The organism is Xylanibacter rarus, from assembly GCF_001275135.1.
In the GTDB taxonomy this organism is placed as follows: domain Bacteria; phylum Bacteroidota; class Bacteroidia; order Bacteroidales; family Bacteroidaceae; genus Prevotella; species Prevotella rara.
In genome coordinates this window covers 44,071-59,106 of record NZ_LFQU01000003.1, presented here as the reverse complement: position 1 = coordinate 59,106, position 15,036 = coordinate 44,071, and the positions used below count along the sequence as shown (strand labels likewise).

The window sequence follows — 15,036 nt, the reverse complement described above, 5'->3', positions numbered from 1 at the left end:
CTAATCCTCCATCTTTTTCTTATAAACAGTGATACACCCGTCTGGGCATACAATTCCGCACGAGGCACAACCTATACAATCGTCTGGCCTTACAGCCTCGGCATAGGCATACCCTTGTACGTTTACACAAGTGGTTGTGAGCGCTATGACATCTTTAGGGCATGCCACAACACATAGCGAACACCCCTTGCAGCGGTCGGTATTGACCACAATAGCTCCTCTGATTTTACTCATAAATACTATTTTAAGGTTATTATTATGAGCGGCGGAATAAACCACCGCCCGTGTTAATTAAATTTTTTGTTCTATTAAACTAAGATACTCAAACAAGCAAATCACGCGTATAAGCATGAAGGATGAACTGAGCATTGGCATCAGACAGTCGAAATGAAGCATCTTATGACACTTAGCAGTCACATTCAGCCTCACAACTGACCGACTTATGGATTAAACATATCCTTGCAGTAATAATTAAGGATGCTGTCAATCATTCGTTTGGCTTCAACCGCAGGACTCTCCGGATCAAGCTTTATTGCCTCAAGATAATTATTGAGCGCAGCCTGCCAGTTGCCTTCCTTGCGGTACTTATTGCCTTCTAAATAATACTCTTCTGCTGTCATTACTTATAATATTCCTTTTTTCCAGCTGCCAAAGTGTTTTTCATAAGAGAGCATATAGTCATTGGCCCCACCCCACCAGGCACAGGAGTGATAAACGAACATTTAGGTGCAACCTCATCGAACTTCACGTCTCCGTTAAGACGGAATCCGCTCTTTCTTGTAGCATCAGTAACACGTGTCGTGCCGACATCAATAACAACAGCCCCTTCCTTAACCATATCAGCTGTAACGAAGTCTGGGCGACCTATTGCCGCAATGATTATGTCGGCCTCGCGACACTCCTCCTTCAATGTCTTCGAGTGGCTGTGGCATACAGTAACGGTTGAATCGCCATACTGCTTCTGCATCATCAGCTGAGCCATGGGCTTACCGACAATGTTGCTTCTGCCAAGAATGACACACTTGCGTCCTGAAGTTTCTATGCCATAACGGCGAAGAAGAGTCAGTATGCCTAACGGAGTAGCAGAGATGAAACACGGCAGACCAATTGCCATACGTCCTACATTAACCGGATGGAATCCGTCAACGTCCTTACGGTAATCTATTGCCATGATGATTTTCTGCTCATCGATATGCTTCGGTAAAGGAAGCTGAACGATATATCCGTCAACATCGTCGTCATCATTAAGTTCCTTAACCTTTGCCAGCAGCTCATCCTCAGTTACATCTTCCTCAAAGCGTATAAGAGAACTCTTGAAGCCACACGCCTCGCAGGCAATAACCTTATTCTTTACATAAGTCTCACTGCCGCCGTCGTGTCCAACGAGTATTGCTGCCAGATGAGGACGCTTGCCGCCTCCGGCCACTATCTGTCTTACTTCTTCAGCTATTTCGGCCTTTATCTGTGCCGCCGTAGCCTTGCCGTCAATTAATTGCATATATTTTGGTTTTCTTATAATCAAATTTCACACTCCACCTGCCTTCCATGTGCACTTCACGCATAAGCTAAAAGCTGCACAGAAAGCGGTGCGCTAACAAACAACATCAAAACTTCGGCATACCGCCCTTCATACCTTTCATAGCCCCCATCATCTGGCTCATCTTTGAACCTGTAACCATCTTCATCATCTTACGGGTCTGGTCAAACTGCTTTATCAGGCGGTTAACGTCCTGAATGTTTGTACCCGATCCTTTGGCTATGCGCTGGCGGCGGCTTGTGTTAAGTATTTCAGGATTAGTACGCTCCTTTGGTGTCATGCTGAGGATTATCGCCTCAATGCCTTTAAAGGCGTTATCGTCGATATCAATATCCTTGATGGCCTTGCCCACACCGGGAATCATAGAAGCCAGGTCCTTAATGTTACCCATCTTCTTTATCTGCTGTATCTGACCTAGGAAGTCGTTGAAGTCGAACTTGTTTTTCTGTATTTTCTTCTGCAGGCGCTTAGCCTCTTCCTCATCAAACTGCTCCTGAGCACGCTCGACAAGACTGACGATATCGCCCATTCCCAAGATACGGTCGGCCATACGTGAAGGATGGAACACGTCTATGGCTTCCATCTTTTCGCCTGTTCCTACGAACTTGATTGGCTTTGTAACAACAGTACGGATACTTATCGCAGCACCGCCGCGTGTATCACCGTCAAGTTTTGTAAGCACCACGCCGTCGAAATCGAGACGGTCGTTAAACTCTTTGGCTGTATTTACAGCATCCTGACCGGTCATTGAGTCTACGACAAACAGAGTCTCATCGGGATTAACTGAGTTCTTCAGAGTCTCTATCTCGTTCATCATCTCCTCATCAACAGCCAGACGGCCGGCGGTATCTATGATGACCACATCGTTACCTTTGGTCTTAGCCTCCTTTATAGCGTTGTTGGCAATCTCTACAACATCCTTATTATTGTCTTCCGAATATACGGGAACTCCAATCTGTGCTGCCACGACCTTGAGCTGCTCTATAGCGGCAGGACGATAAACGTCGCAAGCCACCAGCAAAGGATTCTTGTGCTGCTTTGTCTTAAGCATATTGGCAAGTTTTCCACTGAATGTGGTCTTACCAGAACCCTGCAGACCGGACATCAATATTATTGCGGGACGTCCTTCAAGTTTCAGGCCGACGCTCTCGCCGCCCATAAGATCTGCAAGCTCATCGTGAACAATCTTCACCATCATCTGCCCCGGCTTCACAGCCGTAAGCACGTTCATACCTAACGCCTTTTTCTTTACAGTATCCGTGAATGTCTTTGCCACTTTATAGTTAACGTCGGCATCGAGCAATGCACGTCTTACATCCTTAAGGGTTTCGGCCACGTTAATCTCGGTTATTTTGCCTTCACCTTTAAGTATTTTAAAAGAGCGTTCCAGTCTGTCGCTTAAATTCTCAAACATAATTATGTATATATATTATCTTATTCGTTTTATTCACTAAGTAAAATCCGCTTCTAATCATTTCTGCTGCCTGCCTCATCCTAATTTCACCACACCGAAAACCCATCGTAAATCGGGTATGGAAAACGACATCGGCCGGCATAAAATATAATCGGCTTTCTCTTATGCAAAAATAATCATTTAATAATGAAATACACAATAACTGGCATTGTATTTAAAATATTTTAAAACACTGACGCAAAAAAAATGCTCATACGCTTTTTAATTGTGCAATATTTTCCACTTTATGTCATATCTGGCATGGTCTTAACTGCAAATACGAGCCACAAAAAGCCACCAAACAAGCATTTTAGGTCAAAAATTATAGCAAAATGTCATTTCGAAACATTATAACCGCATGCATTCACAATATGAAAGAATATGCATCAAATTTGATTATATTTTATGTTTCTGTTTGAAAATTATGCATTATCTTTGCCGGCAGATGAAAGATACAGTGCTTTATATCAAGAACATGGTTTGCGACAGATGCAAGATGGCCGTAGAACATGAGTTGCGCAATCTTGGACTTACACCCATAAAGGTTGAGCTGGGAGTTGTATGCGTAAAAGAAGAGGTTGATTCTGAATGCCGCGCCAAAATACGTGCCGGACTAGAGGCACTCGGTTTCGAGCTGCTTGAAGACCGACAGCAGCAGACTGTTGACCGCATAAAGAGCCTCATCATTGAACTTGTGCATTACAGAAACAACAAATCGGGAACAAATCTCTCCGCATATCTTTCAGAGCAGCTTGGTTCAGACTACAGCGCACTCAGCAAGCTGTTTTCAGAAAACACAGGCATGACCATTGAAAAATTTTTCATCTTACAAAAGACAGAACGCATAAAGGAACTGCTGTTTTACGGAGAAATGTCGCTGAGCGAAATAGCGGACATGATGAACTATTCGAGCGTGGCCTATCTCAGCACACAGTTCAAGAATATTACAGGAATGACTCCATCGCAGTTTAAGGCCCTGAAGGAAAAGAACCTGACACAACTCGACAAACTATAGCGGCAGTTGCGACATCAAAGTATAGCCCGACCAACACAATATAGCAACAAAATGTTATAAATGTTTTCCATTATTTCGTAACGCCTCCACCACACATTATAACTACCTTTGCGCAGAAAAGGCAGAAGCAATGGCGTGACCTGGGATTACGCAACGGCAAAGCACTCAGACCGGACTTGCAGCCATGCTATGCCATTACTTAAAAAACATACTAAACAATGGAAAAAAAGACGATAGCCGTCATAGGCATGGCATGCGCCGGATGCGCAGCCAACGTGGAAAGAAGGCTGAACGAACTGAACGGAATAAGTTCTGCTGCAGTGAACTTTGCGGCACGCACAGCCCTTGTAGAATACGACCCGAAAGTGATAACGCCGCAGATGATGAAAGATGAGATTATCAAGGCCGGATATGATCTGGTGATTGATGAGGACGAATCGGTTGCAGCCATTGAACGGCATGCATATAGTCAGCTGTTCAGACGCATGGCAGCGTCGTGGGTGTTTGCCGCCCTGACCATGGGCATATCCATGAGATGGCTGAATGTCGGCAGCACATCAGCCGCAGACCAGACAATGCTGATAATCGCACTGGTAAACATTGCTTACTGCGGACGCGTGTTTTACGTCAACGCTTGGCGGCAACTCATGCATAAAACCGCCAACATGGACACGCTTGTGGCTATGAGTACGCTCATTTCTTTTCTGTTCAGCGTGTTCAACACATTCTGGGGCGACTCTTTCTGGGGCTCGCGCGGCATAGAAAATCATACATATTATGACGCATCGGTAATGATTATCACTTTCGTGCTTACAGGACGCGTGCTTGAAGAACGTGCAAAAAGCAGCACGGCATCTGCCATCAGGGCCCTTATGGGCATGGCACCTAAAACAGCGCACCTTATTAACGGGGACAGCATAGACGAAGTGCCGATTGCTGCTCTTGGCTCAGGCGACATTATTGAGGTTAGAGCCGGAGAAAAGGTTCCCGTAGACGGTTCGATAACAACAGGCGAGACTTATATAGACGAAAGTATGATTACGGGCGAACCTACTCCTGCACGGCGAAGCGAAGGCGACAAGGTGTTTGCAGGAACAATCCTGAAACAGGGCACCATCCGTTTCCGTGCTGAGGCGACAGGCGACAAGACTATGCTGGCACAGATAATAAGAATGGTGCAGGAGGCCCAGGGCAGCAAGGCACCGGTGCAGCGCGTGGCAGACAAGATTGCCCGTGTGTTCGTACCGGCTGTGCTGTGCCTGTCGCTAATAACGTTTATTTTATGGTATGCAGTCGGTGGCGACAGTCAGCTCCCACGCGCAGTTCTTTCTGCCGTATCAGTATTGGTGATAGCATGTCCATGTGCTCTCGGACTGGCCACGCCCACAGCTCTGATGGTTGGCATAGGCAGGGCGGCACACAACAACATACTGATAAAGGACGCAACAGCCCTTGAAAACATGCGAAACATTGATGCCATTGTGATTGACAAGACTGGTACACTGACAATACCTAATAAAGATGTTGACTTCACCAAAGCCGACTCGCTGACGCTTGACCAGCGAGAAACGCTAAAGCCCGGAGCTCGCGAGGCCATGCAGATGCTTCATGACGAGGGCGTAGAGGTGTATATGATGAGCGGCGACAAGGAGGAAGCGGCCAAATATTGGGCCGACAAAGCCGGAATAATCCATTGGAAGAGTCGCGTTATGCCGCAGGATAAAGAAGACATGGTAAGAAAGTTGCAGTCAGAAGGACATCACGTGGCAATGGTAGGCGACGGAATTAACGACACTCAGGCATTGGCTGCTGCCGACGTAAGCATTGCCATGGGCAAAGGAACCGACATTGCAATAGACGTAGCCCAAGTAACACTGATGGGAACCGACCTGCGCAGAATTGCCTACGCGATAAAACTGTCCAAACAGACCGTAGGTATGATACATCAAAATCTGTTTTGGGCATTTATATATAATGTGGTGTGCATTCCTCTTGCAGCCGGACTGCCATACTTATTCGGCGCCCATTGGCAGATAACTCCGATGTGGGCAAGCGCGCTCATGGCATTTTCAAGCATCAGCGTGGTGATGAACAGTCTGCGACTGAAATTTATGAAGCAATAAATAGCAATAAAAAAGACCACGATATAATGCAAAAAGTTACGATAAAAAGACAGAGTATCTAACAATGTCTCGAAAATCGTAACTTTTTGCATTTATTTTAATTACAAATAATAAAATTTACTGGCTTTTTAAAGAAATTATTTAAGCAAAAACAGCATTTATACTTTCAGATCATTAACCATAGGTTTACGCATCGTAACTCGGTCACTTTTTAACCGAAAACGGCCGAGTTTTTATGCAAAACTCAGCCGTTTATTTTTAGTATTTCAGTACGTTTTTATTTAAAATAAAATCATCAATCATTATTCCGTAATATTCAATTTTGATTTTATCTTATCAATTACCTTTTCTATCTCTATATTAGCTTCGTCTTTGTTTATCATATCAAAAGTTTCTCGACATTTAAAATTACAGAAGTTGATTCCGCTTAAATAATCAATCTCTTTTGATTTTTCATCATCAATACTCAGCTCTATGCCCTTACTACTAAAGCATATATTGTAAGATTCACCTTTATAATTAAACGGAACATCTGCATTACCTGTATGATTGTGAGCCATTCGAGTGATTTTTTGATGCAAATCTGTCTTATTGATTTGAAATTCTCCATTAGATACGGGAATATTAAAGGTGATGCCTTCTATACGTGCCATTTTCTTAATCAAATCAGTAATAAAATCATCTATTGTATGCCACATCACATGTTTCATTGCATCTTTAAATTTTGCATCTTTAAATTTAAAATCAACATCTTTATTTTCTTCAGAAGTATACATAGAAAATGCGTCGTCAAGAATTTCTGCAACCAGTCTTTTTAAATCAAGAATGTCTTTTACATCAGGTAGAGCAAAATCAATCATATCAAGATATTGTTGCATCAAACTCTTCTTAAAGCCATCTGTTTCTAACCCGCTACATTTTTTAATCCAGTTTCTTATGTTTTTATCATAGCTTATTGTTATCAAATTCTTATCCTTAAACTCTTCTTTTTCAGAAGGGAACACACCTCTAAGACTCAGATACACGTAATAAATGTTTTTCTCATCCCTAATATTTTTGAATTCTGCTGATTTTATAATCTTCTTCCCATAACCTAAAAGTTGTGGGTTACCATCTACTATTCTGTCTTTTGCAAATGTTTTATTCTCGATGATAATTACCTTGTTTGTTGTCTTTGAAGTAATCAAAATATCTATATTGAGTTTTTCTGCGTGATTATTTATATTGGGGAAGACAACGCATTTATAAAAATCCTCAACACAAAAATTACCTTTATCATCATTCTTTTTTATTTCCTCAATGAACAGCTTGAGATATCTTTCATCAAGTGATAACATCATACTTATAAAACTTGAATGCAAATATTTCTCATTATACCAATTGAACATTGACATAAAGAGATTAAAACCTTTCTTCTTTCCTTCTATCTTTTCAACAATATTATTCAGTTCTTTTTCATTCTTAGGTTCCATATCGATTTTAATATCAACTATTCAAGTTATAAATTTACAGGATTTCCTTAAATAAACGTACGCCACAACAAAATAATGACAACTCAAACATAGAATTGCCATTCATAATAAAAAAGTCTGTATCATTTACTTCATCGTCCGGCCTTCAACAGCCACTTGAATGCTGAAGCTCGGACTGAAGTTATATTTTACGGCTGCGCCTATACGGTCGCCAATATTGCCTATATCATAAAGAGGATAAGGCATACGCTTGTTAGAGAGCGACTTTTGTCCGTAGATATAGCCCTCCCAATGCTCGTCAAATTTATACCCGATTACTGCATTTAATCCGGCATCCATGTATGAGTCGCTTGTCCAATAAAGATGATTGAGATATCCGCCAACGGCTATCGACAATTTGTTGTTCACCGGTATGGCATACATTGCGGCTATGTTCTGCCCAAACCCCGAACCACGCCATGCGCCTTTGCCGAACGAGGCAAACACTGATGCACCAAGATTAACATTAAGTCCTTTGTGTAAATCCCAGTTATATGCGCCGCACCAGTCGAGCGGATACATGTTGACATACATACGCCCAAGCGAATCGAAAGCAGGAAGGTGGAGCGAGTCGGTCTGCGGCATGCCTAAGCCGAAGTCTCCGTCCTGAAGATAAACATGAGTAGGACCGTCGGCAGAACCTATTATTTCGTTCTGCGGCATCATATCAGAGCCGCCAATCGTATCGGTAACAGCTATGTGCCGTCTGTCTTCCTGAGCATATACAGAAACTGCCGACACACATAAAAACAATATAATCAACAACTTTTTCATCACAGGCAAAATTAATCCGTAAGCATGAAAACTCAAAATAATACTGCCTTTTTTCATCATAATTAACTCTAATTCATTCTTAGTCAGACATATTGCAGCTATATGAAGTAAAAGCCTATACGCATACAGGGCAATGCATGGACAGAAAAACACGACTCTAGACAAGCCGCCGTCGGCAAGGACAAACATTGACGTTTTATTTGCAGATATCATCACAAATTAGTATATTTGCACAATTAACGCCGCATGATGCCGCGCCTGACATGCAACGACTAAAAAAAACGGGCGCATGGCATCCGGCACACTAAATTAATATCATAAAAAACAACAAACACCATACTAAAATATGAAATTCTTCAAAGCTCTGTTCGGCAGTAAAGAAGAAAAGCCGGAAGAAAAGAAAAAGGCCGAAGAGGCTAAAAACTTCGACGTGTTGAAATACGACGGCGTGCGTGCACTGCGTGCCGGTCAGGCCGAATTTGCAATAAGATGCTTCACCCATGCCCTGCAGATGCAAGACGATCTCGAGATACACGACTATCTGTCGCAGGCATACATACGCACCGGCGAACTTACGCTGGCCTACGAACAGCTGCAGAAACTGGCCGAGGCACAACCTGACAATCAGCAGATATTTATCCGCATGGCCAACGTGGCATATATGATGGAAGACTACGGAGCCATGGCCGGGGCATGCGAAAAGGCAATGCTCATTGACGACAAGACAGCCGAAGTGATGTATCTTTATGCAAGGGCATGCATCGGACAGGAGGACGTAACCAACGCCGTGGCAATGCTGACCAAGGCAATATCTCTTAAAGAAGATTATGGCGACGCCTACCTGCTGCGCGGAGAGACATTACTGAAAAACGGCGACACTGACGAGGCTGACGAAGACGCCACATGGCTTATAGAACACACCGAGGACAACGAAGACGTTATGATGCTGAAAGCCAGAATTGAACGGGCTAAAGGCAACACCGACGCTGCAATAGATTACTATACAAAAGTGACCGATGCCAATCCGTTCAACATCGATGCATACCGCGAACGCGGAGAACTGCGGCTTGCAACAGGCGACGAGAAAGGCGGAAACGAAGACATTGAACACGCCAAAGAACTGACGGCACAGCTGCCCGAGAACAACGACGAAGAAGGAATAGAAAACAAAGTGAAGGAGAAATACAAGTCTATGGATCCATACGGAGTGTTCTGATATACAATAAGACATTATTATAATAATAAAAAAGCAAAAATGAAACCTTATAACAAAATTTTAATATAAAATGTTTGTAGGTGTCATTTAAATATTATACTTTTGCAAGCAAATAAGAAAATATATCAAAAAATGAGAAATAATTTATACGCATCTTTCTTTTACTTTTATTTTTACTTTGCAAGGAATTGTGAAGCGGGAAGTTGCGTGTAGATTTCAACTTATGACAAGACAATCTTTTAAGAAAGATACAAACAAGTCCCGCTTCATAACAATGAGGCGGGATTTTTCATTATAAAGAAAATAATAATAAACATGAAGAGAATAGCAATACAGGGTTCAATCGGGTCGTTTCACGACATTGCAGCACATCAGTATTTCAAGGACGAACAAATACAGCTGATATGCTGCTCAACGTTTGAACAAGTGTTTGAGAACATAAAGCACGACCCTACGGTGATAGGCATGCTTGCAATAGAGAACACCATAGCAGGTTCGCTGCTCCACAACTATGAACTGCTGCGCGACTCGGGAACAACCATCGTCGGCGAACACAAACTTCACATTGAGCACAGCATATGCTGTCTGCCGGAAGACTCATGGGAAACGATAACCGAGGTACACTCCCACCCCGTCGCACTTATGCAGTGCCGCGGATTTCTTGCCGGACATCCAGAAATGAAAGCTGTAGAAGCTCAAGATACGGCCGGAGCAGCAAAGTTTATCTCTGAGAACAAATGCAAGGGATGGGCTGCAATATGCAACGCTAACGCCGCACGCCTTTATGGAATGAAAATCCTGCAGGAATCTATTGAGGACAACAAGCACAACTTCACAAGATTCCTGGTTGTAAGCAATCCTAACAAAGCCGACTTTCTGCGTCCGCTAGAGCAGACAAACAAGGCAAGTATTGTTTTCTCTCTGCCTCACGAGGAAGGCAGCCTTTCACAGGTGCTCAGCATCTTCTCGTTCTACAAAATCAACCTGACAAAAATACAGTCGCTGCCAATCATCGGCCACGAATGGGAATATATGTTCTATGTTGACCTCGCATTTAACCGGCTGACCCGCTATCGCCAAAGCATAGACGCAATAATGCCGCTGACAAAGGAACTTAAAATTTTAGGAGAATACCAAGATGACGGAAAACAACCCAAACCATAATATAAAGCCGGCAGAAAGAGTTTCGGCTGTAAGCGAATATTACTTCAGCCGCAAGCTGAAAGAGGTGGCAAGGCTTAACGCCGAAGGCAAGGACATAATAAGCCTGGCAATAGGCAGTCCGGACATGCCGCCGTCTGAAGCCGCGATAAACAAACTGTGCGAAGTGGCACGACAAGACGGTTCACACGGCTACCAGCCCACAATGGGAACGCCGGAACTGCGTGAAGCCATGGCCGGATTTTACAAACGCTGGTACAATGTTGACCTTGACCCTCAGAAAGAAATACAGCCGCTCATAGGCTCAAAGGAAGGCATACTGCACGTAACGCTTGCCTTTGTCAATCCCGGCGACGAGGTGCTGGTGCCTAATCCCGGATACCCTACCTACACTTCGCTCAGCAAAATACTTGGCGCAAAGGTGGTCAACTATAATCTGCGTGAAGACAACGGATGGCAGCCTGACTTTGATGAGCTTGAGAAAACGGACCTGAGCAAGGTGAAACTGATGTGGACCAACTATCCCAACATGCCTACAGGAGCAAATGCGCAGGAGGATACATACCGCAAACTTGTAGACTTTGCAAAAAGACATTCAATAGTTGTGGTGAATGACAACCCATACTCGTTCATTCTCAACGAGAAACCGTTGTCGCTGCTGCAAATTCCTGAGGCAAAGGACTGTTGCATAGAGTTCAACTCCATGAGCAAGAGTCATAACATGCCGGGATGGCGCGTCGGCATGTGTGCATCCAACAGCCGTTTTATCGAATGGATTCTCAAAATAAAGAGCAACATTGACTCGGGAACATTCCGCGGAATACAGCTTGCCGCCGCCGAGGCCTATAGTAACAGCGACGAATGGCACCGCCAGGCAAACATAACGACATACAGAAGAAGGCGCGACACTGCTGAACAAATAATGAAAGAACTCGGCTGCACATTCGACCCCAAACAGGTCGGAATGTTCCTGTGGGGCAAAATTCCTGAGAAATATAACGATGCAGAGGAACTCACAGAACGTGTATTGCATGAGGCAAGAGTGTTCATCACGCCGGGATTTATATTCGGGAGCAACGGCGAAAGATATATACGCATATCGCTGTGTGCAAAAGACGACAAGATTGAGGAGGCTCTCAGCCGCATAAAGGGCATGAAGCAGAAATGATACTTACTAACATTCGAAACAACAAATAAAAGAAAATACAATTATGGAACTTGATTTACTACCGCTGAACCTTCCCAGCGACAACGAAAAACTTACCGTAATAGCAGGCCCATGTTCAGCAGAAACAGAAGAACAGGTTATAGAGACAGCACGCCAGCTGGCTTACAAAGGCTGCCATATATTCCGTGCTGGTGTGTGGAAGCCACGCACAAAGCCCGGAGGCTTCGAGGGCAACGGTGAGGCCGCTCTGCCGTGGCTGAAAAGGGTTAAAGAAGAAACAGGCATGCTAACTTCTACAGAAGTGGCAACACCCGAACATGTTGAACTGGCCCTTAAATATGACATTGACATCCTGTGGGTAGGTGCGCGCACATCAGCCAATCCTTTTGCCATGCAGGCCATTGCAGACAGTCTGCAAGGTGTTGACATACCCGTACTTGTAAAAAATCCTGTAAATCCTGACCTTGAGCTATGGATTGGAGCCATGGAACGCATCAATCAGGCCGGCGTAAAGCGCATCGCAGCCATACACCGCGGATTCTCAAGCTATGACAAAAAGATTTACCGCAATCTGCCCATGTGGCAGATTCCTATCGAACTGCGCCGACGCATACCCGAACTGCCTATATTCTGCGACCCAAGCCATATCGGCGGACGTCGTGAACTTATAGCCCCACTGTGCCAGCAGGCCATGGATCTGGGTTTTGACGGTCTGATTATCGAATGCCACTGTGACCCTGACAAGGCTTGGAGCGATGCAAAGCAGCAGATAACTCCCGACATTCTTGACTATATACTGGGACTTCTCGTCATTCGTGACCAAAGCGTAACAACTGAAGGAATCAGCGCGCTGCGCAAACAGATTGACGACCTCGACAATCAGCTTATGGAACTTCTGTCAAAAAGGATGAGAGTGTGCCGTGAAATAGGACATTACAAGAAGGAACATAACATGACCGTTCTGCAGACGTCTCGCTACAACGAAATTCTGAATAAACGAGGTGCACAAGGCTCACTATGCGGAATGGACCCAAATTTCATCAAGACGATATTTGAAGCCGTTCACGAAGAGTCGGTAAGACAACAAATAGAGATTATAAACCAATAATATAAGTATACGGAACGCACGCGCCATTCATAAAACTGATGATGGCGCGTGCAGACCGCCTGCTTATACCAAAATACGAAAAACATGAGAATACTTGTACTAGGCGCAGGCAAAATGGGAAGCTTCTTTCTCGATTTGCTCAGTTTTGAGCACGAAACCGCAGTATATGAAAAGAATCCCGAACGGTTGAGATTTACTTACAACACATTGCGCTTTACTGCACTTGATGAGATTGACGAATTTCGTCCGGAACTTGTGATCAATGCCGTTACAGTAAAATACACCATATCGGCATTCAAAGAAGTTATGCCGCATCTGCCGGCCGACTGCATAATAAGCGACATCTCGTCTGTAAAGACCGGCCTGAAAGACTTCTATGAACACTGCGGACATCGCTACGTGTCCACTCATCCTATGTTCGGACCAACATTTGCCAATCTGAACCAGTTGAGCCATGAAAACGCCATAATAATAAGCGAAGGCGACTACATGGGACGAATCTTCTTTAAAGATCTGTACAGCCGGCTCGGCCTCAACATATATGAGTATTCTTTTGAAGAGCACGACAAGACTGTCGCCTACTCACTGAGCATTCCTTTCGTCAGCACATTTGTTTTTGCGGCAGTCATGAAGCATCAAGACGCTCCCGGAACAACGTTCAAGCGCCATATGAACATTGCCAAAGGCGTACTCAACGAAGACGATTTTCTGTTACAGGAAATACTGTTCAATCCGTACACATCAAAACAGGTGGAACAGATAAGGACTGAACTGAAACTGCTGCTCGAGATAATTGACAACAAAGACGCCGAAGGCATGAAAGAATATCTAACAAAGATACGCGACAACGTAAGACGTGACATTGCCATAGACTGATAATAAGACATAGGGCAACAACTCACGGCAGATATGCCTTCCTGCAAAAACGACCAAAGCTAATAACCTGACAACGACTAATATCATGAACACATTTCTTTTTCTAACGGCTTTTCTCACATTTGTGGAATTTAACTGTGAGAATCTTTTTGACTTCAGACACGACAGTCTGAAAAACGACATCGAATTCACTCCTGAAGGAGACCGCAAGTGGACAGAACGAAAATATTGGAATAAGCTGAACAATATCTCAAAGGCAATCATATCATGTGGAATGGACGGCAAAGACTGGCATCTGCCAGACCTCGTTGCATTATGTGAGGTTGAGAATGACAGCATTATGCGAGATCTTACCAAACGCTCACTGCTACGCAACGCAAATTACGAATATTTAGTGACCAACTCGCCTGACGAAAGAGGAATAGACGTTGCCTTAATATACGACCCCATGCATTTTCAGCCAATACGGCACTATCCGCTACGCATAAAACCGATGGAGGGAATGAGGCCGACACGCGACATACTGTATGTGGCAGGAAGAATTATAACCGATGACACGCTGCATATATTCGTAGTTCATGCGCCAAGCCGCTATGGAGGCGAAAAGCCTACACGCCCACACAGGATGCTTATCGCCAAGACATTATGCGGAGCTATCGACTCAATACGTCTTGCCAGCAGTGACCCAAACATTATAATTGCCGGCGACTTTAATGACTATGCTGACAGCAAGGCACTTATGCAACTGCAGCTTCATGGAATGAAAAACGCCTCACATGACGCTAAAGGCAGCAACGGAGCTAAAGCTACATACAAATATAAAGGCGAGTGGAACAGCATAGACCATATTATGGTGAGCCAAAGGCTTTATGGCATGAAGGTCTTCGGAAGAATAAACGACCAGACTTTCATGCTTGAGCCTGATGAAAAATACGGCGGATTGCAGCCATACCGCACATACAGAGCATGGAGATACCGCAACGGCTACAGTGACCATCTGCCTTTGATGGTAAGATTTGCATTGAAACAGCCAGACAGATAACAACCTTTTTCATTCTGTCAGTATAAATATTTATTACCAAAGGAACAATAAC

At 44.0% G+C, this 15,036-nt stretch carries 14 protein-coding genes; 8 read left to right on the top strand and 6 right to left on the bottom strand.

What is annotated here, in order from left to right; translation table 11 throughout:
- From ACU52_RS14660 to ffh, 4 genes are all read right to left on the bottom strand, one after another.
- A complete protein-coding gene (locus ACU52_RS14660) occupies positions 1-234 on the bottom strand; it encodes a 4Fe-4S binding protein (RefSeq protein ID WP_021853318.1) in 234 nt (77 codons plus the stop codon).
- A gap of 206 nt (positions 235-440) precedes the next feature.
- Entirely contained in the window at positions 441-620 is a 180-nt protein-coding gene (locus ACU52_RS02915; RefSeq protein WP_021853319.1) for a tetratricopeptide repeat protein, read from the bottom strand.
- Positions 620-1,498 carry a bifunctional methylenetetrahydrofolate dehydrogenase/methenyltetrahydrofolate cyclohydrolase FolD gene (gene folD / locus ACU52_RS02910; RefSeq protein ID WP_053397765.1) on the bottom strand — a complete coding sequence of 293 codons (879 nt, stop codon included), beginning with the start codon at positions 1,496-1,498 and terminating at the stop codon, positions 620-622. Before folD ends, ACU52_RS02915 begins: the two co-directional genes overlap by 1 nt.
- 106 nt (positions 1,499-1,604) lie before the next feature.
- Positions 1,605-2,951: a signal recognition particle protein gene (gene ffh, locus ACU52_RS02905; RefSeq protein ID WP_053397705.1), complete on the bottom strand. Its 1,347-nt coding sequence runs from the start codon at positions 2,949-2,951 to the stop codon at positions 1,605-1,607.
- Positions 2,952-3,435: 484 nt separating this feature from the next.
- On the opposite strand from ffh, the gene ACU52_RS02900 reads away from it, so the two are divergent.
- A complete protein-coding gene (locus ACU52_RS02900; protein ID WP_053397704.1) occupies positions 3,436-4,005 on the top strand; it encodes an AraC family transcriptional regulator in 570 nt (189 codons plus the stop codon).
- A 218-nt stretch (positions 4,006-4,223) separates the two neighbouring features.
- Positions 4,224-6,128, top strand: coding sequence for a heavy metal translocating P-type ATPase (locus tag ACU52_RS02895; RefSeq protein ID WP_053397703.1), 1,905 nt, complete (start codon positions 4,224-4,226; stop codon positions 6,126-6,128).
- Between the two features lie 302 nt (positions 6,129-6,430).
- Here ACU52_RS02895 and ACU52_RS02890 read toward each other — a convergent pair whose 3' ends face one another.
- Positions 6,431-7,600 (bottom strand): PD-(D/E)XK nuclease family protein, encoded by a 1,170-nt coding sequence (locus tag ACU52_RS02890; RefSeq protein ID WP_053397702.1) that lies wholly within the window; start codon positions 7,598-7,600, stop codon positions 6,431-6,433.
- 126 nt (positions 7,601-7,726) lie between these two features.
- The gene (locus tag ACU52_RS02885; protein ID WP_053397701.1) at positions 7,727-8,413 is read right to left on the bottom strand and encodes a hypothetical protein; all 687 of its coding nucleotides are present in this window, start codon (positions 8,411-8,413) and stop codon (positions 7,727-7,729) included.
- 346 nt (positions 8,414-8,759) lie between these two features.
- Here ACU52_RS02885 and ACU52_RS02880 point away from each other — a divergent pair, with 346 nt between their 5' ends.
- From ACU52_RS02880 to ACU52_RS02855, 6 genes are all read left to right on the top strand, one after another.
- Positions 8,760-9,629: a tetratricopeptide repeat protein gene (locus tag ACU52_RS02880; RefSeq protein WP_053397700.1), complete on the top strand. Its 870-nt coding sequence runs from the start codon at positions 8,760-8,762 to the stop codon at positions 9,627-9,629.
- 315 nt (positions 9,630-9,944) lie between these two features.
- Positions 9,945-10,793, top strand: coding sequence for a prephenate dehydratase (locus tag ACU52_RS02875; protein ID WP_053397699.1), 849 nt, complete (start codon positions 9,945-9,947; stop codon positions 10,791-10,793).
- Positions 10,768-11,958, top strand: a complete 1,191-nt coding sequence (locus ACU52_RS02870; protein WP_053397698.1) for a pyridoxal phosphate-dependent aminotransferase — start codon at positions 10,768-10,770, stop codon at positions 11,956-11,958. The genes ACU52_RS02875 and ACU52_RS02870 overlap by 26 nt, the downstream gene beginning before the upstream one ends.
- Positions 11,959-12,001: 43 nt before the next feature.
- Positions 12,002-13,066, top strand: coding sequence for a bifunctional 3-deoxy-7-phosphoheptulonate synthase/chorismate mutase type II (locus tag ACU52_RS02865; protein WP_021853328.1), 1,065 nt, complete (start codon positions 12,002-12,004; stop codon positions 13,064-13,066).
- Between the two features lie 84 nt (positions 13,067-13,150).
- On the top strand, positions 13,151-13,942 hold the full coding sequence (locus ACU52_RS02860) for a prephenate dehydrogenase (protein ID WP_053397697.1): 792 nt from the start codon (positions 13,151-13,153) through the stop codon (positions 13,940-13,942).
- Positions 13,943-14,027: 85 nt separating this feature from the next.
- Positions 14,028-14,984 carry an endonuclease/exonuclease/phosphatase family protein gene (locus tag ACU52_RS02855; RefSeq protein ID WP_053397696.1) on the top strand — a complete coding sequence of 319 codons (957 nt, stop codon included), beginning with the start codon at positions 14,028-14,030 and terminating at the stop codon, positions 14,982-14,984.
- The last annotated feature ends 52 nt before the right edge of the window (positions 14,985-15,036 follow it).

Coding starts and splice junctions, on each gene's coding strand:
- folD (WP_053397765.1), bottom strand. CDS start 1,498: ATGCAATTAATTGACGGCAAGGCTACGGCGGCACAGATAAAGGCCGAA.
- ACU52_RS02865 (WP_021853328.1), top strand. CDS start 12,002: ATGGAACTTGATTTACTACCGCTGAACCTTCCCAGCGACAACGAAAAA.
- ACU52_RS02860 (WP_053397697.1), top strand. CDS start 13,151: ATGAGAATACTTGTACTAGGCGCAGGCAAAATGGGAAGCTTCTTTCTC.
- ffh (WP_053397705.1), bottom strand. CDS start 2,951: ATGTTTGAGAATTTAAGCGACAGACTGGAACGCTCTTTTAAAATACTT.
- ACU52_RS02855 (WP_053397696.1), top strand. CDS start 14,028: ATGAACACATTTCTTTTTCTAACGGCTTTTCTCACATTTGTGGAATTT.
- ACU52_RS02890 (WP_053397702.1), bottom strand. CDS start 7,600: ATGGAACCTAAGAATGAAAAAGAACTGAATAATATTGTTGAAAAGATA.
- ACU52_RS02915 (WP_021853319.1), bottom strand. CDS start 620: ATGACAGCAGAAGAGTATTATTTAGAAGGCAATAAGTACCGCAAGGAA.
- ACU52_RS02880 (WP_053397700.1), top strand. CDS start 8,760: ATGAAATTCTTCAAAGCTCTGTTCGGCAGTAAAGAAGAAAAGCCGGAA.
- ACU52_RS14660 (WP_021853318.1), bottom strand. CDS start 234: ATGAGTAAAATCAGAGGAGCTATTGTGGTCAATACCGACCGCTGCAAG.
- ACU52_RS02870 (WP_053397698.1), top strand. CDS start 10,768: ATGACGGAAAACAACCCAAACCATAATATAAAGCCGGCAGAAAGAGTT.
- ACU52_RS02900 (WP_053397704.1), top strand. CDS start 3,436: ATGAAAGATACAGTGCTTTATATCAAGAACATGGTTTGCGACAGATGC.
- ACU52_RS02875 (WP_053397699.1), top strand. CDS start 9,945: ATGAAGAGAATAGCAATACAGGGTTCAATCGGGTCGTTTCACGACATT.
- ACU52_RS02895 (WP_053397703.1), top strand. CDS start 4,224: ATGGAAAAAAAGACGATAGCCGTCATAGGCATGGCATGCGCCGGATGC.
- ACU52_RS02885 (WP_053397701.1), bottom strand. CDS start 8,413: ATGAAAAAGTTGTTGATTATATTGTTTTTATGTGTGTCGGCAGTTTCT.